The following is a 20,093-nucleotide window of genomic DNA, read 5'->3' as shown; positions in this document are numbered from 1 at the left end:
ATTTGTCGTTCGCGCGTCAAGATTTCACCGCCAGCGGGCTGGCTGCCCGGTTCAAATGTCGCACAATCGACAGTCACCTTCAACCTGACAAGAAACTGACCATGCAGAGTCCTCAAGGAGACACCTCCCGCCCTTGGACGGCGAGGTATGCCGAAGTCGGCATCGAACCCACCCTCACCCCACCCCAACACGACAGCTTGGGCGCCTTCGTCCACCATGCCTGCCAGCGCTGGGCCCGCGAAAGCCGCGCCAAAGCCGCCTTCACCTGCGTGGTGCCCAATGGGATGAATGGCAGCCTCGGGTTTGCCGAGGTGGATGCGCTGTCCGATGCCTTCGCGGCTTATCTGCGCGAGACGCTACGCCTGCCCCCCGGCGCGCGGGTGGCTGTGCAACTGCCCAATGGCTTGGCATACCCGGTGGTGGCCTTCGGCGTGCTCAAAGCGGGCTGCGTCCTGGTCAACACCAATCCGCTGTACACCCTGCACGAGATGATCCACCAGTTCAACGACGCCGGCGTCGAAACCCTGGTGCTCATCGACATGTTCGCCGACAAGCTGCCCGAGGTGCTGGCACAGACCCAAGTGCGCCACGTGGTGCTGGCCGGCGTGCCGGAATTCTTTCCGGCCATCCCGAAAGCCATCATCCGCGGCGTGCAGAAGGTATGGTCGCGCGTGCTGCCACCCGTCACCGTGCCACATGTGCGGCTGGCGGCCGCTCTCGACCAGGGCCGCCGCGCTCTGCAGCAACAGGGCCACACCACCACCGCCCACTACTGGAGCCACCTGAAGCACCACGACCTGGCCATGCTGCAGTACACCGGTGGCACCACCGGCGTGAGCAAGGGCGCCATGCTCAGCCACGGCAATTTGCTCCACAACGTGCAGCAGATGCTCGCCATGGGCGCCACCCACATGCGCGGCGGTGAAGAATGCGTGCTCACCGCCCTGCCGCTCTACCACATCTTCGCCTTCACGGCCAACCTGCTCGGTTTTCTGGCATTGGGTGCGCACAACATCCTCATCCCCAACCCGCGCCCGGTGCAAAACCTGCAACGCGCCGTGGAAAACTACCCCATCACCTGGATGACCGGGGTCAACACCCTCTACAACGGCCTGCTCAACGAAGAATGGTTCGTGGCCTACCCCCCGCGGCACCTGAAGGCCTCCATCGCCGGCGGCACGGCGCTGCACAGCGTGGTGGCGCAGCGCTGGCGTGAAGTCACGGGCACCCCCATCGCCGAAGGCTATGGCCTGACCGAAAGCTCCCCGGTGGTGAGCTTCAACCCCTTGCAGGGCACGCCGCGCATTGGCAGCATCGGCATCCCCACGCCGGGCACCGACATCCGCCTGGTGACCGATCACGGCACCGACGCGCCATTGGGTGAGCCGGGCGAGATTTGGGTCCATGGCCCGCAAGTGATGCAAGGCTACTGGAACCGGCCCGACGAAACGGCCGAAGTGCTGCACGACGGGTGGCTGGCCACCGGCGACGTGGCCGTCATGGACGCCGACGGCTTCCTGAGAATCGTGGACCGCAAGAAAGACCTCATCATCGTCTCGGGCTTCAACGTCTACCCCAATGAGGTGGAAGACGTGATCGCGCAGATGGATGCGGTGCTGGAAGTGGCTGTCATCGGCGTGCCTGATGACAAAACCGGCGAAGCGGTGCGCGCTTATGTGGTCCACAACCCGGAGCATGGCGGCCCGCTCAAGCCCGAGGCCGTGGTGGCGCACTGCCGCCAGTCATTGGCGGCTTACAAGGTGCCCAAGTCGGTGGTGGTGCGCGAAGAGCTGCCCAAGAGCGCCATTGGCAAAGTGCTGCGCAAAAACCTCAAAGCCGAAGCCAAGGCCGAATGGCAAGCCCTGCGCCAGGCAGCTGGCCGTTGACGCCTCCCCCCAGCCTTCAGAAGGAGCCCCGACATGGTCACCGAATTCGAAACCAAACTGCTGGGCATCATGATGATGGTCATCATGATGGGCATGGGCGCTTCGCTCACCTGGCGCGACTTCCTCATCGCATTCCGCAAACCCCGCGGCGTGCTCATCGGCCTGCTGTGCCAGTATGGGCTCATGCCCTTCATCGGCTTTTCCATGGCCATGCTGCTGGGACTCAACCCGGCCGTGGCCGTGGGCCTGCTGCTCATTGCCTGCATGCCCGGCGGCACCACGTCCAACATCTTCACCTACTTCAGCAAGGCGGTGCTGGCGCTGTCCATCATGATGACCAGCGTCTCCACCCTGGTGGCGCTGGTGATGGTGCCGCTGCTGCTGGAATTCTATTCGCAGGCCGCCGGCATCACCGGCGAATTCAAGATTCCGGCCAGCAACGTGGCGCAAGTGCTGCTGGTGCTGCTGGTGCCTACGATCATCGGCATGGTGCTGCGCAAGGTCAACCCGAACATCGGCGCGAGCATCGAACTGCTGGGCGGCTTCCTCGGCATCGTGGTGATCCTGTTCCTGATCGTGACCTGGGTGCCTCGCAACCACCAGTTGCTCGCCGTCACGCCGCTGCCGGTGTACGCCGCGGCCATCGGGCTGGGTCTGGTGGGCATGGCGCTGGGTTATGGACTCGCCCGCCTGATGCGTCAGGACCCCAACCGCAGCCGCACCATCGCGCTGGAAACCGGTATCCAGAACGGGCCCTTGGCCATCCTCATCGTCACGCTGAGCTTCACCGGGCCGCTGCAGCAAGAGGTGCTGCTGATTCCGGTGCTGTATTCCCTGTTCATCGTGCTGACCAGCAGCGCCGTGACCGTGTTCTTCCGACGCCTGAGCGAGCGCGAGGCCCTCGCGCGCGATCAGGCCAAAGCCGGCAGCGTGCTGGCCGCCAAGCCGTAAGCGCCACCCATGCGCATCACCGCTCGACTCTTCGGACTGCTGCTCCTCCTTCTGGCCCTGTTGGCTCCGGCCGTCTGGGCCGAGGTGCTCGTCGGCCGCGTGATTGCCGTGGCCGATGGCGATACCGTGACCGTGCTGGATGCCTCGCGCCAGCAGCATCGCATCCGGCTGGTGGGCATCGACGCGCCGGAGCGGGGGCAGGCTTTCGGCAACCGCGCTCGTCAGCATCTGGCCGACCGTGTGTTCCAGCGCGAGGTGCAGGTGGAATACGACAAGCGGGACCGCTATGGCCGCATTCTCGGCAAGATCGTCCTCGACGGCGAAGACATCAACCTGATGATGGTGCGCGATGGCATGGCTTGGCACTACCGGCAGTTCCAGCGTGACCAACGCCCCGCCGACCGGACCCTGTACGCCGACGCCGAGCGCGAGGCCCGTGCCACTGGCCGCGGCCTGTGGGCCGACGCCCATCCCCTGCCCCCCTGGGAATTCCGGCGCCAAAACCGCTGAGCGGCGCGACCGTTCAAAGCCGCGCCAGCAGTTTGGCGGAATGGATGCGCACCCGCACCGCGTCAGCGGCCACCCCTTCCCTGACCTCCAGGCCGGGGTCGGACGTGTCGCGCAGCGCAGGCTCCCCCAAAGGCATGCCATGCCGCCCTACCAGCGAAAACACGAGCGGCGCATTGGCCTTGCGGCCACGCCGAGCCACCACGGCCAGCTCGCCGTTGGCCAGGCGGACATAACTGCCAGGCACGTACACGCCCAGCGTCTTGATGAAAGCCGCGCCCAACGGGGTGGGCTGCCCATCAGGCCCCAGGGAAATGTCGCGCGCGGCCCGCTGGGCAGGCAGGCCTTTGCGATCGGCCCGCGGGCTGATGCGGGCGACGAACACATCGGCCAGATGCAGCAGTTGGGCCATGGGCACGATGGGGTCGTTGCTGGCCGCCACGGCGGCGGCCGGCCATTCGGCGCGGTGGTGCCGCACCAGCTTGAGCCACACCTCATCGCGCACGCCCAGGCGGTGCAAGACCACCGCCCCCTCGCGGGGATGGGCGTCGATACAGGCGCGCTCCTCACTGCTCAGCGGACCGGGTCGGCCCGCGAGCACGTCCTGCAAGCGGCTCATGGCGATGTTCATGGTCAGGCTGGCACGCAGCAGGCTCTGCCGCCTCGATGCCTCCCACCCCAGCGTGCCCGACACCAGGTGGCACAACACGCCACACAGCAACGCGTGGGTGGTGCAGTAGCCCAACGCCCGGTCCTGCAACATCTGCACCAGCACAAACAGGCTGTCATCGACGCGGCTGCGCAACCCGTCGAGCAAACGGCGCTCCAGCCCTTGCAAGCGCCCCATGAAATCGCTGGCCTGCCCACCCTGGCGCAGCAACAGCCCCAACACGGCATGCAGATCGGGCCACAACTCCGCCAAGGGGCGCTCGTTGGGGTCCGTCGCGCGAGGGGGTTCCACGCCCATGGGCCTGGAGACGCCGGCAATGGCCTGCAGACTTTCGTTGCTGCGCAGCTTGCGATCGATGGCCGCCGTGTAGCGGAAGGTCCACTGGCGGTACTCATCCTCATCGACCATGGGCAGGTGCGACTGCAGCAAGTCCCGATGGGCTTCATCGCGTATCACTTCGCCGCGCCGCAGCAGCAACACCCCCGCCGGGTCCCAGATATTGACCGGCAACGGTTCCCGAAACGCGATCTGTTCCAGCGGGAAGGGTACGAACATGGCATCCTCGTGCAGCACCCCAGAATGTACAACGTCACCGCCGGCGCATGAAGATTGGCGATAATCCCTGCAGATCATGAATACCCAGCCCACGCGGAGAACCTTGCATCATGTCGGACGCTGACCGCCCTCTCATCGCGGTCGCGGAGTTGCGCGTCGGTCTGTACATCCACCTCGACCTGGGATGGATGGATCACCCCTTCGCGCGCAACAGTTTCAAAATCAGCTCGGTCGAGCAAATCCACACCCTGCGCAGCCTGGGGCTGACGCATGTGCGCTACTCCCCCGAACGCAGCGACCCTCCGCCCGATCAGCCGGCCCCCCAGGCCACGCCCTCTACAGCCAGCCCGCCAGGGCCTCAGGCTGTGAGCAGCGAGCCCCCGCAGCCCGCTGGCGACGGGGCCGCAGCCAACCATCAGGCCGCCCTGTCGGCGCAGCGCCTGGCCCTGCAGCAGTGCGAGCGGCAGTACGCCGACAGCAGCCGGGCGGTCAAAGCCGTGCTCGACCAATTCGCCAGCGCCCCTGAAGCCGCCGCCGAGGCCTGCTCGCGCCTGGTGCAGGGCATGGTGTCGCAAATCGCCTGCAAAGAGGACTCCGCCCTGCGTCTGCTGGCCGAAGGTCACGGCGATCGCTCCACCCTGCATGCCATGAACGTGGCCGTGCTCAGCCTGCTGCTGGGGCGGGCCATGGGCCTGCCGGCCGAAGACCTGCAGACGCTGGGCATGGCCGCAGTGCTGCACGACATCGGCAAGATCGAGCTGCCCGACCGGGTGCGCTTCCGCGACGACACGTTCACCAGCGCCCACTTCAAGCTCTATCAAGAACATGTGACGCACAGCGTGGCTTGGGGGCGACGCATGGGGCTGTCGGCGCCGGTGCTCCTGGCAATCGCTCAGCACCACGAAGCCGCCGACGGCACCGGCTTCCCGAAGGGCCTGGGTGAAGCCCAATGGAGCCCGGCGGGGCGCATCCTGGCCCTGATCAACCGCTACGACGGTCTGTGCAATCCGCCCAACCCGTTGAAGGCGCTGACACCTCACGAAGCCTTGGCGCTCATCTTCGCCACCATGAAGCCGCGCTTCGAGCGCCAGACGCTCAACGCCTTCATCCGGATGATGGGGGTCTATCCACCGGGCTCGGTGGTGCAGCTCACCGACGAGCGTTATGCCCTGGTCGTCTCGGTGAACTCGGCCCGGCCGCTGAAGCCGCGCGTGCTGGTGTACGACCGACAGGTCAGCAGCGAAGACGCCTTGCTGCTCGATCTGCAGCAGCACGACGACCTCGGCATCCAGCGCAGCCTGCGCATCGACCAGTTGCCCCGAGCGGCCCTGGCCTACCTCTCCCCCAGGCAGCGCATCTGCTACTACTTCGAGCGAGCGGCCGAGGCGGCCCCTTCGCAGGAGGCCGGTTCGTGAGCCGGATGGACTGCATCGCCTTCATGGACCACCTGCTGGAAGCCATCTGGCTGGTGGATCCGCTGAGCCAGCAGATCGTCTCGGCCAATGCCGCAGCGGCACGGCTGCAGCAGCTCGATCCCCAAACCCTGCCGGGCACTTCGGTGCTGGACCTGTCGGCCACCCCGGAAGACCTGCTCTTCTGGGAGGCCCTGCGCCAAGGCGAACGCCCGGTGCTGCACTCCGAAACCCTGCTGCGCCGGCAAGACGGCGCAACCGTTCGCGTGCTGCGGCGCGCCACCCCTTTGCAGCTGCCTGACGGCCGCCAGCTCTACCTGGTGGCCATGCAAGACCGCACCCAGCAACACCAGACCGAGCAAAAACTGGAGGAGTTGCTGGCCGAATTGCGGGCCACGCTCGAATCCACCGCCGACGGCATATTGGTGTGCGACCTGGACGGGCGCATCCGGGCTTTCAACCGGCTGTTTGCCCAGCTCTGGAGCCTGCCCGAGCACTTGCTGACCCAGAAAGACGATGGCGCCGTGTACACCTGGCTGGCCAGCCAGGTGGCCGACCCCATCGGCTATCAACGCAAACTCGGGGAGTTGCTGCGCTCGCCCCTACTGGAAAGCACCGACGTGCTGGTGTTGCAAACGGGCCGCGTCATCGAGCGCATCGCCAAGCCCCAGCTCGCGCGCGGGCGACCGATCGGACGGGTACACGTGTTTCGGGACATCACCGAGCGCACCGCAGCCGAAGCCCAGCTCAAACTGGCGGCCAAAGTGTTCGAGTCCAGCCTGGATGCGATCTTCATCACCGATCCCTCGCTGCGCATCCTGACCTGCAACCCCGCCGCTGCCCAGATGACCCAGAGCCCGGCGGTCGAATGGCAAGGCCGCCGAGCCCCGGACCTGTTCTACTCTCCCACCCTGCCCCGCTGGAAAGACGACCTGGACGAACGCTTGCAGCAACATGGCTACTGGGAAGGCGAATTCTGGTTCCGGCGGCCCGACCAGTGCGCCGTGGCCTTGCAAGCCTCCTGGGTGGTGTTGAAAGACCCTCAGGGCCAGCCGCTCAACACCATCCTGTTCGTCAAAGATCTGTCCGAACGGCTGGCGGCGCAGCAGCGCATCGAACAACTCGCCTACACCGACGCGCTGACCGGCCTGCCCAACCGGCTCATGCTCACCGAGCGGGTCAACCATGCCATCCATGTGTCGCAGCGCAACGGCCAGGGCTTTGCGGTGCTGTTTCTGGACCTCGACCGGTTCAAGAGCATCAACGACTCGCTCGGCCACCTCTTTGGCGACATGGTGCTCATCGAAATCGCTTCCCGCCTCAAACAGTGCCTGCGCCAGACCGATACGCTGTGCCGGCTGGGCGGCGACGAGTTCGTCATTCACCTGCACGACGCCGACACCAGTGGGGCGGAAATCACCGCCCAGCGCATCATCGAGGCGGTCACTCGTCCGGTAGAGATCGAGGACATGAGCTTCAACCTGTCATGCAGCGTCGGCATCGCCATGTATCCGAGCGACGGCCAGACGCTCGACGAACTCATCCAACACGCCGACACGGCGATGTACCAGGTCAAGGACCGGGGCAAGGGCCATTACCGTTTCTACCGGCCCCAGATGAATGCGGATCTGCTCTCGCGCATCCAACTCGACCATGCCATGCGCGAGGGACTCAAACGGCAGGAATTCGTGCTGCATTACCAGCCCCGGGTCTGCATGGAAAGCGGCGAGTTGCGCACCTGCGAAGCCTTGGTGCGCTGGAACCACCCGGAGCGCGGCCTGGTGCTGCCCGGCGAGTTCATCACCGTGGCCGAAGAAACCGGGTTCATCGTCAAGCTGGGGCAATGGGTGCTGCAAGCAGGCATCGCCCAGGCAGCGGCCTGGGCACGGCAAGGCACGCCTTGTCAGGTGGCCATCAACGTCTCGGCGCTGCAGTTTCAGCAGGCGAGCCTGGTGGACGAAGTGGCCCAAGCCTTGCAACAGCACGGGCTGCCGGCGCATCTGCTGGAACTCGAATTGACCGAGTCCATCCTCATCCACGACGCCGAGGAGGCACTGGCACGGCTGCAGGCCCTGGCCGACCTGGGGGTGCATCTGTCGCTCGACGATTTCGGCACCGGCTACTCCAGCCTCACCTACCTCAAGCGCTTTCCTCTGCACAAGCTCAAGATCGATCGCACCTTCATCGCCTCGCTGCACGAGGACGAAACCGATGCCGCGATCGTGTCGGCCATCATCCAGATGGGCCATGCCCTGCAGATGCAGGTGGTGGCCGAAGGGGTGGAGCAGCCGGAACAGCACCAGCGTTTGCGCGCCCTGGGCTGCGACCATTTCCAGGGATTCCTGTTTTCGCCGGCCGTCCCCGCGCAAACCTTCAGCGAGGCCCTGCAAGGGCCAGGGCTGCGTTACCGGGGCTGAACCCAGGCAGCCAGATCCTCGGGCTTGACCTGCCCGATCTTGCGGTGCGCAATCTCGCCCCGGGCGTCCAACACCACCGTGAAAGGCAGGCCGCCCGTGGCGTTGCCCAGGCGCTTGCTGAGTTCAGTGCCGCCCAGCCCTGCCATGCCGATCGGGAAGTCCACCGGCAGTCGTTGCAGGAACTGGCGCACGGCGCTGGGCTGGTCCACCGCCAAGCCCAGGACCGTCCAGCCTTCAGAGCGGCGCTCGTGATAGAAAGCGTTGAGCAAGGGCATTTCCTCGACGCACGGCGGGCACCAGGTGGCCCAGAAGTTCAGCAACAGCGGACGGCCTTTGAAATGCTGCATGACCACGGGCTGGCCGTTCGGGTCCTCCCAGGTGTGCTGCCACAGCGCTTGCAGTGTGCCGTCCTCCACGGCATGGGGCTGAAAGCGCCACCAGGCCCAGCCCGCTCCGGCCAAGCCGGCCACGGCAGCCACGCCACCGGTCAGAAAAAGTCGTTTGTTCATGCGGGGTCGGATTCGTGGGACGCCAGCAAGTTTCGCAGGGCGGCGATATCGCCCCGAGGCTTGCGCCCTTGCTCATCAGGCAACAGGGCGCCGCGCTGGGCCAGGCTGTCGTTGACCAGCAGGTGCAGCCCGACCCAGCCCGGCAACGCTTCGCAGCGCACCTGCAGGGTCAACGCCTCCACCGCCTGTCCATGCAAGCCTCTGACGGTGCTGGCCTCGTAATCGAGGCGACGGTTGATCAACGCCACCTCGACCGCCTTGGGGTCGTCACTGAACAGTTGCAGATAGACGTCATGGTGTCGCGTGGCCGTGCCGTGCCACACGGCCCCACCGACGAGCGGGGAAAACTCGGCCAGCCGCTCCATCCACAACAGGGCCAGTTCCCGCAGCGCGCGCAATTCCCGCGGTTGGGTGTCGGCATGAAACAGCGCGATGTGCTCGCGCACGGCCGCCTCCACCAGCCGGTTGTCAGGCATGGCGGTGCGGGCAGGCAGCCCCAGCGCCTTCAAGGCACGAACCTTGGCCTGCCCGTAATCCAGCCCCTCATCCACCACCAAAGCGGCAGCGGCCTGGGCGATTTCCTGTTGCACGGTGTCCATCGACCGGATTGTCCCTGATCGGCCCGCTGCACGCCGGATAATGGCGGCATGCACATACACATTCTTGGGATTTGCGGCACTTTCATGGGCGGCGTGGCCGCCCTGGCGCGGGAAGCCGGCCACCGGGTCACTGGCTGCGACGCCGGCGTCTATCCACCCATGAGCGATCAACTGCGCTCGCTGGGCATCGAACTCATCGAAGGCTATGACGCGGACCAGATGGCCCTGCGGCCCGACGTCTTCGTGGTGGGCAATGTGGTCTCGCGCGCCCGGCTGCCGGACGGCACCCCCAAATTCCCGCTGATGGAAGCGGTGCTCGATGCGGGCGCCCGCTACACCAGCGGCCCGCAGTGGATGAGCGAGCACATTCTGCAGGGCCGGCATGTGCTGGCCGTGGCGGGCACCCACGGCAAGACGACGACCACCTCCATGCTGGCGTGGATTCTCGAAGCCGCGGGCCGGCAACCGGGGTTTCTGGTGGGCGGGGTGCCGCTGAACTTCGGACTGTCGGCACGGCTGGGCGCGGGCGCGCCATTCGTGATCGAGGCCGACGAATACGACACCGCTTTTTTCGACAAACGCAGCAAGTTCGTGCATTACCGTCCGCGCACGGCCGTGCTCAACAACCTGGAATTCGACCACGCCGACATTTTTGACGATCTGGCCGCCATCGAGCGCCAGTTTCACCACCTGGTGCGCACCGTGCCCGCCAGTGGCCGCGTGGTCTTCAATGCCCTGGAGGAGAGCCTCGCGCGGGTGCTGCACCAGGGTTGCTGGAGCGAGCAGCGCAGCTTCGGCGCCGCGGTGAGCGACTTCACGGCCGAGGGCGAACCCGATGACTTTGCCGTGCTCCAGGCGGGTCAGGCACAAGGGCGGGTATGCTGGGGATTGAGCGGTCAGCACAACCAGCTCAATGCCCTGGCAGCCATCGCCGCGGCCGAACACCTGGGCGTGCCGGTGGCACAGGCTTGCGAAGCGCTGGCGCGGTTTCAGAACGTGCGCCGGCGCATGGAAGTGCGTGGCCGGGTGCCCACCCCGGCGGCGGCCATCACGGTGTACGATGATTTCGCCCACCACCCCACCGCCATTCGCACCACGGTGGACGGCCTGCGCCGCCAGCTCGATCAGAGCGGCGCGCGACAATCCCGCATCCTCGCCGTGTTCGAGCCCCGCTCCAACACCATGAAATTGGGGATGATGAAAGCCCAACTGCCTTGGAGCCTGGAGCAGGCCGATCTGGCGTTCTGCCACAGCGGCGGACTGGGCTGGGACGCCGCCGAAGCGCTGGCCCCGATGGGGCCGCGGGCACAGGTGGCGGCCGATATCGATGCGCTGGTGCAACAAGTCGTCGCCGCGGCCCTGCCTGGCGACCACGTGCTGTGCATGAGCAATGGCGGCTTTGGCGGCATCCACCAGAAACTGCTGGATGCCCTGCGCCAACGCTGGCAGGCGGCCAGCGTCAGTAGCTGACGGTCAGCGAAGGCACGTCGATGCGCACCACCGGCTTGGCCAGCATGGCGCTGACGGCCTTGGCAAACACCTGCGCCCAGGGCCGGTAGGCCTCCTCGGCGAACCGGCTCTCGCCGACGGCCTGCGCGATGGCCACCACCTTGTCGGCCAGCAGCACCTTGCCCGTGAGCCGCAGGGGCTCGCAGCCCAGGTCGGTGAACTGCTGGTCCAGCCAGGTGCGTGCCATGTCGTGCGGCATGGGCTGCACTTCTTCCAGATCGAAGGTGTAGCGCCTGGCATCTCCCCAGCTGACGATGACTTGGCTGCGCATGAATCGGGACTCCTGTGGATGTGATACTCGGTTGGGTAGGCCCGATTGTGCCGCCGCCGCGTCCACCGATCAACCCTTGCGCGGGCGATGGCGCCGGGCCTTGACAGCGTCGGCCAGGCCTTGCAGGAGCTGCACCGACTGATCCCAGTCGATGCAGGCGTCGGTGATGCTCTGGCCATAGGTCAGTTGGCTCACGTCGTCCTTGCCGGGAGTGAATTTCTGCGCCCCGGCCTTGAGGTGGCTTTCCACCATCACACCGAAAATGCGGCGCGAGCCGCCTGCGATCTGCCGCGCGATGTCGGCCGCCACATCCATCTGCCGTTCGTGCTGTTTGTTGCTGTTGGCATGGCTGCAGTCCACCATCAGGTGGGGCGGCAACTTGGCCGCTTCCAAATCGGCGCAGGCCTGGGCCACGCTGTCGGCGTCGTAGTTCGGGGTCTTGCCACCGCGCAGGATGACGTGGCAATCGGGGTTGCCCTTGGTCTGAACGATGGCGACCTGGCCATTTTTGTGGACAGACAGGAAGTGATGCCCGCGGCTGGCGGCCAAAATGGCGTCGGTGGCGATGCGGATGTTGCCGTCGGTGCCATTCTTGAAGCCGATGGGCGCGCTCAACCCTGAAGCCAGCTCCCGGTGCACCTGGCTTTCGGTGGTGCGCGCGCCGATCGCGCCCCAGCTGATCAGGTCGCCGATGTACTGCGGACTGATCACATCCAGGAACTCGCTGCCCGCGGGCAAGCCGAGTCGATTGATCTCGATGAGCAGCTGACGCGCGATGCGCAGCCCCTCATCGATGCGGAAGCTGCCATCGAGGTAAGGGTCATTGATGAGCCCTTTCCAGCCGACCGTGGTGCGCGGCTTCTCGAAATAGACCCGCATCACGATCTCCAGCGTGTCCCGGTGCAGATCGCGCATCTCCTTGAGGCGACGGGCATAGTCGATGGCAGCGGCCGGATCGTGGATGGAGCAAGGCCCGATGATCACCAGCAGCCGGTCGTCTTTGCCGTTGAGGATGTGATGGATGGTTTTGCGGGTGTCGCTGATGAGCTGTTCCACAGCGGTGCCGCGGATGGGGAAGAAACGGATCAGGTGTTCGGGCGGGGGGAGCACGGTGATGTCCTCGATGCGTTGGTCGTCGGTCTGGCCGGTGCGGTCGGAGGGGTGCGCATACCAGACGTCGGTCGCAGCGGTGGCGGCTTTGCTCATCGTGAACTCCTGCTAATGGTGAAAAAAACACTCAAGGTAAAAAAAAACCGCCGGTGGTGTGACCGACGGTTTGGGGGAGGCTTTGCGCTTTTCAGGGCCGTATTCAGCTCTCTCTTCCGTCGGTGACGCGTGAGAACCAAAAGTAGGCAAAGTAAAAGCGAGCGGCTTTCATGGAATTCAATGTACCACAAACTTCATGACAAAGCGCTGACACCGCGCCCCCGATGTGGGGCGAATGCCACGACGCGCGGTCAGGCCGTCCCCCCAACGGTCAGCCCCTCGATGCGCAAGGTGGGCTGGCCCACGCCCACGGGCACGCTCTGGCCTTCCTTGCCACAAGTGCCCACGCCGCTGTCCAGCGCCAGGTCATTGCCGATCATGGTGACCTTCTTGAGCGCTTCCGGCCCGCTGCCGATGAGGGTGGCCCCTTTGACGGGATAGAGCAGGCGGCCGTTTTCCACCCACCAGGCCTGGCTGGCGCTGAACACGAATTTGCCGCTGGTGATGTCGACCTGGCCCCCGCCGAAGTTGGTGGCATACAGCCCTTTTTTGATGCTGGCGATGATTTCCGCCGGCTCTTTGTCGCCACCGAGCATGTAGGTGTTGGTCATGCGCGGCATCGGCAGGTGGGCATAGCTTTCCCGGCGTCCATTGCCCGTGGGCGGCACGCCCATGAGGCGGGCGTTGAGGCTGTCCTGGATATAGCCGCGCAGGATGCCGTCTTCGATCAGGACGTTCTTCTGGCTGGCGCAGCCCTCGTCGTCCACATTGAGCGAACCACGCCGATCGGCCATCGTGCCGTCGTCCAGCACGGTCACGCCTTTGGCCGCCACCCGCTTGCCCAGCATGCCGCTGAAAGCGCTGCTGCCTTTGCGGTTGAAGTCGCCTTCCAGGCCGTGGCCCACGGCTTCGTGCAGCAAGACGCCCGGCCAGCCAGGGCCCAGGACCACCGTCATCTCACCGGCCGGCGCGGGGCGGCTGTCCAGATTGGTCAATGCGGCCTGCACCGCTTCGGACACGTAGTGATCGATCAGGGCGTCGTCGAAGCGCTCCAAGCCAAAACGCCCGCCGCCACCGGAGGACCCCACCTCGCGGCGCCCCTGCTGCTCGGCGATCACGGTCAGAGACAGGCGCACCAGCGGACGCACGTCGGCGGCCAGCGTGCCATCGGCCCGCGCCACCAGCACCACGTCGTATTCGCTGGCCAACCCAGCCATCACCTGCACGATGCGCGGGTCGCGCGACTTGGCGCGCCGCTCCACTTTTTCGAGCAAGGCCACTTTGGCGGCGCTGTCCAGGGTGCCGATGGGATCCAATTCCCGGTAGAGCGAGCGCGACTTGGCCACCTTGCGCGCCCCCACCTTGACGCGGCGGCTTTGCCCTTGGGCGCCAATGGCCCGTACGCTGCGGGCGGCATCTTGCAGGGCCGCCCAGGACAGGTCATCCGAATAGGCAAACGCCGTTTTGTCGCCGCTGACGGCCCGCACCCCCACCCCCTGGTCGATGCTGAAGCTGCCGGTCTTGACGATGCCCTCTTCCAGACTCCAGCCTTCGGCGCGGGTGTACTGGAAATACAGGTCGGCATCGTCCACGCCTGGAGCCAGGATCTCAGCCAAGGCGCGGCGCAAATGGTTGAGCTCCAGACCGTACGGCGCCAGCAGCAGGTCTTGGGCGGTGGCCAAACGGGCCAAAGTGGGTTCTCGGGCAATCATGCCTGCATTGTAGAAACTCGCGCCGCGGCGTGCAGCGATCCGTGGGCTTTATGTCTGCACCAGACGCTTGGAGCGGGCAATCGACATCAGGATGCCCAGGCTCGCGCCCAGGGTCACCATGGCGGTTCCGCCGTAGCTCAGAAAGGGCAAGGGCACGCCCACCACCGGCAAGATGCCGCTGACCATGCCCATATTGACGAAGGCATAGACGAAATAGATCAGGGTCAGGGCGCCGGCCAGCAAGCGGGCAAAGAGGGTGGATGCCTCCAGCGCGATCTTGAGCCCGCGCCAGAACAGAAAAAAGAACGCACCCAATAACACCAAAACGCCGATGAAGCCGAACTCCTCGGCAAAAGCGGCGAAAATGAAATCGGTGGTGCGCTCGGGCACGAAGTCCAGATGCGTCTGGGTGCCCTGCAAAAAGCCTTTGCCCAGCAGCCCGCCCGAGCCGATCGCGATCATGCCCTGAATGATGTGAAAGCCCTTGCCCAACGGGTCTTTCATCGGGTCGAGCAGCGTGCAGACGCGCTGGCGCTGGTACTCGTGCAGGATGGGCCAGTCCACCCCCGGGGCGCACCAATGCGGCTCCATGACGATGAGCGTGACGATGCCCAGCACGCCCAGCACCGCGGGCGGGATGATCAGCTTCCAGCTGAGACCGGCAAAGAAAATGACGAACAAGCCGGATGCGGCCACCAGCAGCGTGGTGCCCAAGTCGGGCTGGCGCAGGATGAGCAAGGAAGGCACGGCCAGGATGACGCCTGCCACCACGAAATCCAGCCCGCGCAGTTGTCCCTCGCGCTTCTGGAACCACCACGCCAGCATCAGCGGCATGGCGATTTTCATGATTTCGCTGGGTTGGATGACGATGCCCACGTTCACCCAGCGTTGCGCGCCCTTCTTGGTGATGCCAAACAGGGCCACCGCAATGAGCAGGGCCACGCCGACCGCATACAGCGGCACGGCCACCGCCATGAGGCGCTGTGGGGGCACTTGCGCCACCAGAAACATCACGCCGGCGGCAATCACCATGTTGCGGGCATGCGCCTGAAACCGCCCGGGCAATTCATGGGCCACCGAATACATGACCACCAACCCGAGCGCCCCCAGCAGCAGCACGATGAGCAGCAGCGGCCAGTCAAAGCCCTGGAACACCGGCAACACCCGGCGCCACAACGGAGGTTTCTCGATCACTACGGCCATGGAGGTGGATTATCCTTCGGAGATGACCTGCACCGCATCGCAAGCGACCACCCATGTGCTGTACCTGCACGGCTTTCGCTCCTCCCCCCGATCCATGAAGGCCATGAAAATGGCCGAACGCATCCAGCGCGACCATCCGCAGGTGCGGTGGTGGTGCCCGGCGCTGCCGCCTTCTCCCCGGCAGGCGTTTGAACTCATCGCCCAGGGCACGGCAGACTGGCCGCGCGCGCGCATGGCCGTGATCGGCTCCTCGCTGGGGGGCTTTTATGCCACGCGGCTGGCGCTCGAGACCGGATGCCGCGCGGTGCTGCTCAACCCGGCGGTGGACCCGGCGCGGGATCTGGCGCGCCACATCGGGGAGCAGACCGCCTGGCACGACCCGAACGAGCGCTTCTTCTTCCGGCCGGAGTATGTGGACGAGCTGCGGGCCCTGGCCTGTGGCACCCTGCCTCACCCGGAGCGGGTGCTGGCCATCGTGGCCAAGGGCGATGAAGTGCTGGACTGGCGCGAAATGGTGGCCCGCTACCCCGGGGCGCGGCTGAAGCTGCTGGAGGGCGGCGACCATGCCCTGAGCGACTTCGATGCGCACCTCGATGACATCCTCGCCCACCTGCAATTGATCTGACCCCATGGCCAAAGACAGAACCCTGTTCGCCTGCCAAGCGTGCGGTGGCACCACGCCGCGCTGGCTGGGCAAATGCCCGCATTGCGGGGCCTGGAACAGCCTGGTGGAAACCGCGGCCGAGGCCCCGAGCGCCAGCAAAAACCGGCTCAGCGCCGGCCCGAAAGGGTTGGCGCCCACGGCAGCGCTGGCCGTCCTCAGCGACATCGAGGCCACCGAAGTCGCCCGCACGCCCACGGGGCTGGGCGAGCTCGATCGGGTGCTCGGCGGCGGGGTGGTCGAAGGCGGCGTGGTGCTCATCGGCGGCGACCCGGGCATCGGCAAATCCACCTTGCTGCTGCAAGCGCTGGATGCGTTGCAGCACGCGGGGCTCGATACGCTGTACGTCACCGGCGAGGAAAGCGGCGCTCAGGTGGCGCTGCGCTCGCGCCGATTGGGGCTGGCGCGCAGCCAGGTCAAGGTGCTGGCCGAAATCCAGCTCGAAAAAATCCTCGCCACGCTCGACGCCCAGCAGCCGGCCATTGCCGTGATCGATTCGATCCAGACGCTGTATTCCGATCAATTGAGCTCCGCCCCCGGCTCGGTGGCCCAGGTGCGGGAATGCGCCGCTCACCTGACCCGGGCCGCCAAAGCCAGTGGCGTGACCATCGTGCTGGTAGGCCACGTGACCAAGGAAGGCGCGCTGGCCGGTCCCCGGGTGCTGGAACACATGGTAGACACCGTGTTGTATTTCGAGGGCGACACCCACAGCAGCTACCGGCTGATTCGCGCCATCAAAAACCGCTTCGGCGCGGTGAATGAAATCGGCGTGTTCGCCATGACGGACAAGGGCCTCAAGGGCGTGAGCAACCCGAGCGCGATTTTCCTGAGCCAGCATTCGGCCCCCGTGCCCGGCAGCTGCGTGCTGGTGACGCTGGAGGGAACGCGGCCGATGCTGGTCGAGATTCAGGCCCTGGTGGACAGCGGCGGACCCAGCCCGCGCCGCCTGTCCGTGGGGCTGGACCGCGACCGGCTGGCCATGCTGCTGGCGGTGCTGCACCGCCATGCGGGCGTGGCCTGCGCCGATCAGGACGTGTTCGTCAACGCCGTCGGCGGGGTGCGCATTGGCGAGCCGGCCGCCGATCTGGCGGTGCTGCTGGCCATCACCAGCAGCCTGCGCGGCAAGGCGCTGCCCAAGGGTTTCATCGCCTTCGGGGAAGTGGGGCTGGCCGGCGAGGTGCGCCCTGCCCCGCGTGGACAGGAGCGGCTCAAAGAAGCCGCCAAGCTGGGCTTTTCCGTGGCGGTGGTGCCCAAGGCCAATCTGCCCAAAAAACCCGATGCCGCTTGGCAAAGGGCCACCGAAGGCATGCAGATCCACCCGGTGGAGCGGGTGGAAGAGGCCCTGCAAGTGGTGCGCGGCATGGCATGAGCGCGGGTCCCGGGCTCAGCCGCCGACGGCCAGCAGCCGAAACCGCTGTACCGCCGTTTCGAGCTGACGGGCCTGATCCGACATCGTGGTGGCCGCCGCCGCCGTCTCCTCCACCAGGGCAGCGTTTTGCTGGGTGGCGTGGTCGAGTTGCCCGAGCGCGGCATTGATCTCGGCCACGCCAGTGGCTTGCTGGCTGCTGGTGGCCGTCATCTCGGCAATCAGGTCGCGCAGCCGCACCACGTCCTGAATCATCTGGCCGATGGTGGCTCCTGCCTGATCGACCTGTTGCGTGCCCGAGGCCACGGCCGAGACGCTGGCCTCGATCAACCGCTTGATCTCGCTGGCCGCCTGGGCGCTGCGCTGGGCCAGCGCCCGCACCTCGCCAGCCACGACGGCGAACCCCCGCCCGGCCTCCCCCGCCCGCGCCGCTTCCACGGCCGCATTGAGCGCCAGGATGTTGGTTTGAAAGGCAATGCCGTCGATGACACCGATGATGTCGGCGATTTTCTCGCTGCTGTGGCGTATCGTGTGCATGGTATCGACCACCTGCTGCACCGCCTGCCCGCCCAGCTGGGCCCGCTCGCCCGCCTGCGCCGACAGTTGATTGGCCGCATGCGCCGCATGGGCCGAGGCCTGGACATCGCTGGTCAGCTGCTCCATGCTGGCTGCCGTCTGCTGCAAGCTGCTGGCGGTGTGCTCGGTGCGGGCCGACAAGTCGTGATTGCCCGCGGCAATCTCCCCGGCGGCCAGGCTGATCTGCTGGGCGCTTTGGCGCACCTCCCCCACCACGCCGGCCAGTTGCGCGCGCATGGCCTCCAATGCCTGGATCAACTCGCCAAACTCGTCGCCACGCGCAGTGTCCAGCGGCTGCGACAAATCCCCACCGGCAATCGCGTGGGCACAGGCCACCGCCCGCTGCAGGGGCTGACGGATGTGGCGAATCAGGAAATAGGCTCCCAGCACGATGAAAGCCATCAGCGACAGGATCATGGATGCGCCGAACGCCAGATTGGCGCTGCGCCCGGCGCTGATGTCGGCCTGAATCGCATCCAGGGTCCGACGCTGCAAATCGGCAAAGTCCCGCAGGGATTGCAAATAGGCAACGACCTGGGAGGCATAAGCCCCTTCGATCACGGCTTGGGCGGTGGCCGCGTCGCCGGTTTCGTGCGCACGGCGGGCCTGGGCCATCGCTTCGTCAATCGCGCGTCGCTGGGCCTGTATCTGCGCCAGCGCCTCGCGTTCGGCCGGGGTATGCGCCAGGGCTTGCACGCGCGCAGCGGCTTCGGCGGCGCGGTCATTGGCCCCTGCCGCGGTGCTGCGGTACAGCGCCTCGATCAAGGGGGTGCGATCATTGAAGTGGGCCTGGGCGCGCAGCAGCTCCGTCTCGGCCAGGGCAGCCCACTGCGAGGCGGCAAACAGCTTGTCGGACTGATGCGACACCGCACGCTCGGCCGCCCGCGTGGACTGCACCGACCGGAGGATCACGCTCGTGACGACGAAGGCCAGCCCCAAGAGCAGCAACGCCACGCCCACCCACAGCTTCGTGGCCAGCTTCAGATGCTTGAAGTTCATCCCCACGCGATACACCCTCCCTTTCCCACGGAGCTTGCGACTTGACACTGTCAGCGCAGTGTAAGCATCACCACAAACCCGACAGCCTGCCGAAAACCCGCAGAAGCCCGCCTCATTTGTCGTTGCAACGACACTTTAGCACGCTTGGGGTCTTGGGTGGGAAAGCGCGGTCGGCCATGCCACCGCCAAAGCCCCTACAGGTACAATGCCTGTGGGCTTTCTTGAGCCTGGCTTTCTTTCATCGTCGATGGGTTCCCTCACCCCCATCCTGCTTCAAAAAAAAGGACTCCTCCATGACCTCCCTGCATGGCGCCGTTGAACTGCGCGCCCGTTCCGTTCTGCCGGCCCTGGTGGCCCTTCACATCACCCTCATCATCGCCAGCAACTATCTGGTGCAGCTGCCGTTCGAGCTGTGGGGGTTTCACACCACGTGGGGGGCATTCACCTTCCCGCTGATCTTCGTGGCCACCGACCTGACCGTGCGTCTGCTGGGTGAAGGCCCCGCGCGACGGGTGATTGCCCGCGTCATGCTGCCGGCGCTGCTGGCCTCCTACGTGGTGTCCGTGCTGTTTCACGAAGGCGTGTTTGCCGGCTGGGCTGCGCTGGGCGAATTCAACATGTTTGTCTTTCGCATCGCGCTGGCCAGCTTCGCGGCTTACGTGATGGGCCAATGGCTGGACATTGCCGTCTTTGCGCGGCTGCAGCGGGTGCGGGCCTGGTGGGTGGCGCCAGCGGCCTCCACCGTGCTTGGCAGCCTGCTGGATACCGTGGTGTTCTTCTCGGTGGCGTTTTACCGCAGCACCGACCCCTTCATGGCCGAGCACTGGGTGGAAATTGCCGCGGTGGACTACGCGACCAAACTGGTCATCAGCCTGCTGTGCTTCCTGCCGCTGTACGCCGTGCTGCTCAATGCGCTGGTCAAGGCGCTCAAGGCCCCACCGCCCACACCCGCAGCGGCCTGAGCCGTGGCCCGGGCGGGCATGGGCTGGGCGCAGATGCGGCCGCCCGGTACACTTGACGCTTCGCGGGCGGGCTGGACGTGGAGGCCCGCCGTTGTCCTGCCTGTCTGCCCTGAAAGTTTGTT

The 20,093-nt window shown here is 66.0% G+C and carries 17 protein-coding genes; 9 read left to right on the top strand and 8 right to left on the bottom strand.

Annotated features, from left to right (window positions below; all coding sequences use genetic code 11):
* The first annotated feature begins 101 nt into the window (after nt 1-101).
* From DFR43_RS00480 to DFR43_RS00470, 3 genes are read left to right on the top strand one after another with little or no spacing between them, the layout of a single operon-like run.
* Entirely contained in the window at nt 102-1,886 is a 1,785-nt protein-coding gene (locus DFR43_RS00480) for an AMP-binding protein (protein ID WP_133595403.1), read from the top strand.
* Between the two features lie 33 nt (nt 1,887-1,919).
* Nucleotides 1,920-2,837, top strand: coding sequence for a bile acid:sodium symporter family protein (locus DFR43_RS00475; protein WP_133595402.1), 918 nt, complete (start codon nt 1,920-1,922; stop codon nt 2,835-2,837).
* Nucleotides 2,838-2,846: 9 nt separating this feature from the next.
* Nucleotides 2,847-3,347 carry a thermonuclease family protein gene (locus DFR43_RS00470; RefSeq protein WP_133595401.1) on the top strand — a complete coding sequence of 167 codons (501 nt, stop codon included), beginning with the start codon at nt 2,847-2,849 and terminating at the stop codon, nt 3,345-3,347.
* Between the two features lie 13 nt (nt 3,348-3,360).
* Here DFR43_RS00470 and DFR43_RS00465 read toward each other — a convergent pair whose 3' ends face one another.
* Nucleotides 3,361-4,569, bottom strand: coding sequence for an HD-GYP domain-containing protein (locus DFR43_RS00465; protein ID WP_133595400.1), 1,209 nt, complete (start codon nt 4,567-4,569; stop codon nt 3,361-3,363).
* A gap of 110 nt (nt 4,570-4,679) precedes the next feature.
* Between DFR43_RS00465 and DFR43_RS00460 the strand changes: the two genes are divergently transcribed.
* The gene (locus tag DFR43_RS00460) at nt 4,680-5,984 is read left to right on the top strand and encodes a cyclic di-GMP phosphodiesterase (protein WP_133595399.1); all 1,305 of its coding nucleotides are present in this window, start codon (nt 4,680-4,682) and stop codon (nt 5,982-5,984) included.
* 5 nt (nt 5,985-5,989) lie between these two features.
* Nucleotides 5,990-8,398, top strand: a complete 2,409-nt coding sequence (locus tag DFR43_RS00455) for a sensor domain-containing protein (RefSeq protein WP_133595576.1) — start codon at nt 5,990-5,992, stop codon at nt 8,396-8,398.
* On the opposite strand, the gene DFR43_RS00450 is transcribed toward DFR43_RS00455, so the two are convergent.
* Together DFR43_RS00450 and DFR43_RS00445 are read right to left on the bottom strand one after the other, a co-directional pair.
* Nucleotides 8,386-8,907: a TlpA disulfide reductase family protein gene (locus tag DFR43_RS00450; RefSeq protein ID WP_133595398.1), complete on the bottom strand. Its 522-nt coding sequence runs from the start codon at nt 8,905-8,907 to the stop codon at nt 8,386-8,388. The two genes, DFR43_RS00455 and DFR43_RS00450, sit on opposite strands and share 13 nt — an antisense overlap.
* Nucleotides 8,904-9,506 (bottom strand): hypothetical protein, encoded by a 603-nt coding sequence (locus DFR43_RS00445; protein WP_133595397.1) that lies wholly within the window; start codon nt 9,504-9,506, stop codon nt 8,904-8,906. Before DFR43_RS00445 ends, DFR43_RS00450 begins: the two co-directional genes overlap by 4 nt.
* A gap of 48 nt (nt 9,507-9,554) precedes the next feature.
* On the opposite strand from DFR43_RS00445, the gene mpl reads away from it, so the two are divergent.
* Complete coding sequence (mpl, locus tag DFR43_RS00440; RefSeq protein ID WP_133595396.1) at nt 9,555-10,976, top strand: UDP-N-acetylmuramate:L-alanyl-gamma-D-glutamyl-meso-diaminopimelate ligase; 1,422 nt, start codon at nt 9,555-9,557, stop codon at nt 10,974-10,976.
* Here the strand turns inward: mpl and DFR43_RS00435 are convergent.
* The 4 genes from DFR43_RS00435 to rodA all read right to left on the bottom strand — a co-directional run bounded on the left by DFR43_RS00435 (nt 10,966) and on the right by rodA (nt 15,407).
* A complete protein-coding gene (locus tag DFR43_RS00435) occupies nt 10,966-11,286 on the bottom strand; it encodes a hypothetical protein (protein WP_133595395.1) in 321 nt (106 codons plus the stop codon). The two genes, mpl and DFR43_RS00435, sit on opposite strands and share 11 nt — an antisense overlap.
* 69 nt (nt 11,287-11,355) lie before the next feature.
* The gene (locus tag DFR43_RS00430) at nt 11,356-12,492 is read right to left on the bottom strand and encodes a 3-deoxy-7-phosphoheptulonate synthase (RefSeq protein WP_133595394.1); all 1,137 of its coding nucleotides are present in this window, start codon (nt 12,490-12,492) and stop codon (nt 11,356-11,358) included.
* A gap of 251 nt (nt 12,493-12,743) precedes the next feature.
* Nucleotides 12,744-14,204, bottom strand: coding sequence for a metalloprotease TldD (gene tldD / locus DFR43_RS00425; RefSeq protein WP_133595393.1), 1,461 nt, complete (start codon nt 14,202-14,204; stop codon nt 12,744-12,746).
* Between the two features lie 48 nt (nt 14,205-14,252).
* Nucleotides 14,253-15,407: a rod shape-determining protein RodA gene (gene rodA, locus DFR43_RS00420; protein ID WP_133595392.1), complete on the bottom strand. Its 1,155-nt coding sequence runs from the start codon at nt 15,405-15,407 to the stop codon at nt 14,253-14,255.
* A 22-nt stretch (nt 15,408-15,429) separates the two neighbouring features.
* On the opposite strand from rodA, the gene DFR43_RS00415 reads away from it, so the two are divergent.
* Nucleotides 15,430-16,032, top strand: coding sequence for a YqiA/YcfP family alpha/beta fold hydrolase (locus DFR43_RS00415; RefSeq protein ID WP_133595391.1), 603 nt, complete (start codon nt 15,430-15,432; stop codon nt 16,030-16,032).
* Between the two features lie 4 nt (nt 16,033-16,036).
* Nucleotides 16,037-17,437 carry a DNA repair protein RadA gene (gene radA / locus DFR43_RS00410; protein ID WP_133595390.1) on the top strand — a complete coding sequence of 467 codons (1,401 nt, stop codon included), beginning with the start codon at nt 16,037-16,039 and terminating at the stop codon, nt 17,435-17,437.
* A gap of 15 nt (nt 17,438-17,452) precedes the next feature.
* On the opposite strand, the gene DFR43_RS00405 is transcribed toward radA, so the two are convergent.
* Entirely contained in the window at nt 17,453-19,009 is a 1,557-nt protein-coding gene (locus tag DFR43_RS00405) for a methyl-accepting chemotaxis protein (RefSeq protein ID WP_133595389.1), read from the bottom strand.
* 293 nt (nt 19,010-19,302) lie between these two features.
* Between DFR43_RS00405 and DFR43_RS00400 the strand changes: the two genes are divergently transcribed.
* On the top strand, nt 19,303-19,971 hold the full coding sequence (locus DFR43_RS00400) for a 7-cyano-7-deazaguanine/7-aminomethyl-7-deazaguanine transporter (protein ID WP_133595388.1): 669 nt from the start codon (nt 19,303-19,305) through the stop codon (nt 19,969-19,971).
* Nucleotides 19,972-20,093: the final 122 nt, after the last annotated feature.

Origin of the sequence: Tepidicella xavieri (assembly GCF_004363315.1) — a bacterium.
Lineage (GTDB): Bacteria > Pseudomonadota > Gammaproteobacteria > Burkholderiales > Burkholderiaceae_C > Tepidicella > Tepidicella xavieri.
The sequence above is the reverse complement of the archived record's forward strand: the minus strand, read 5'-3'. Positions and strand labels throughout refer to the sequence as shown.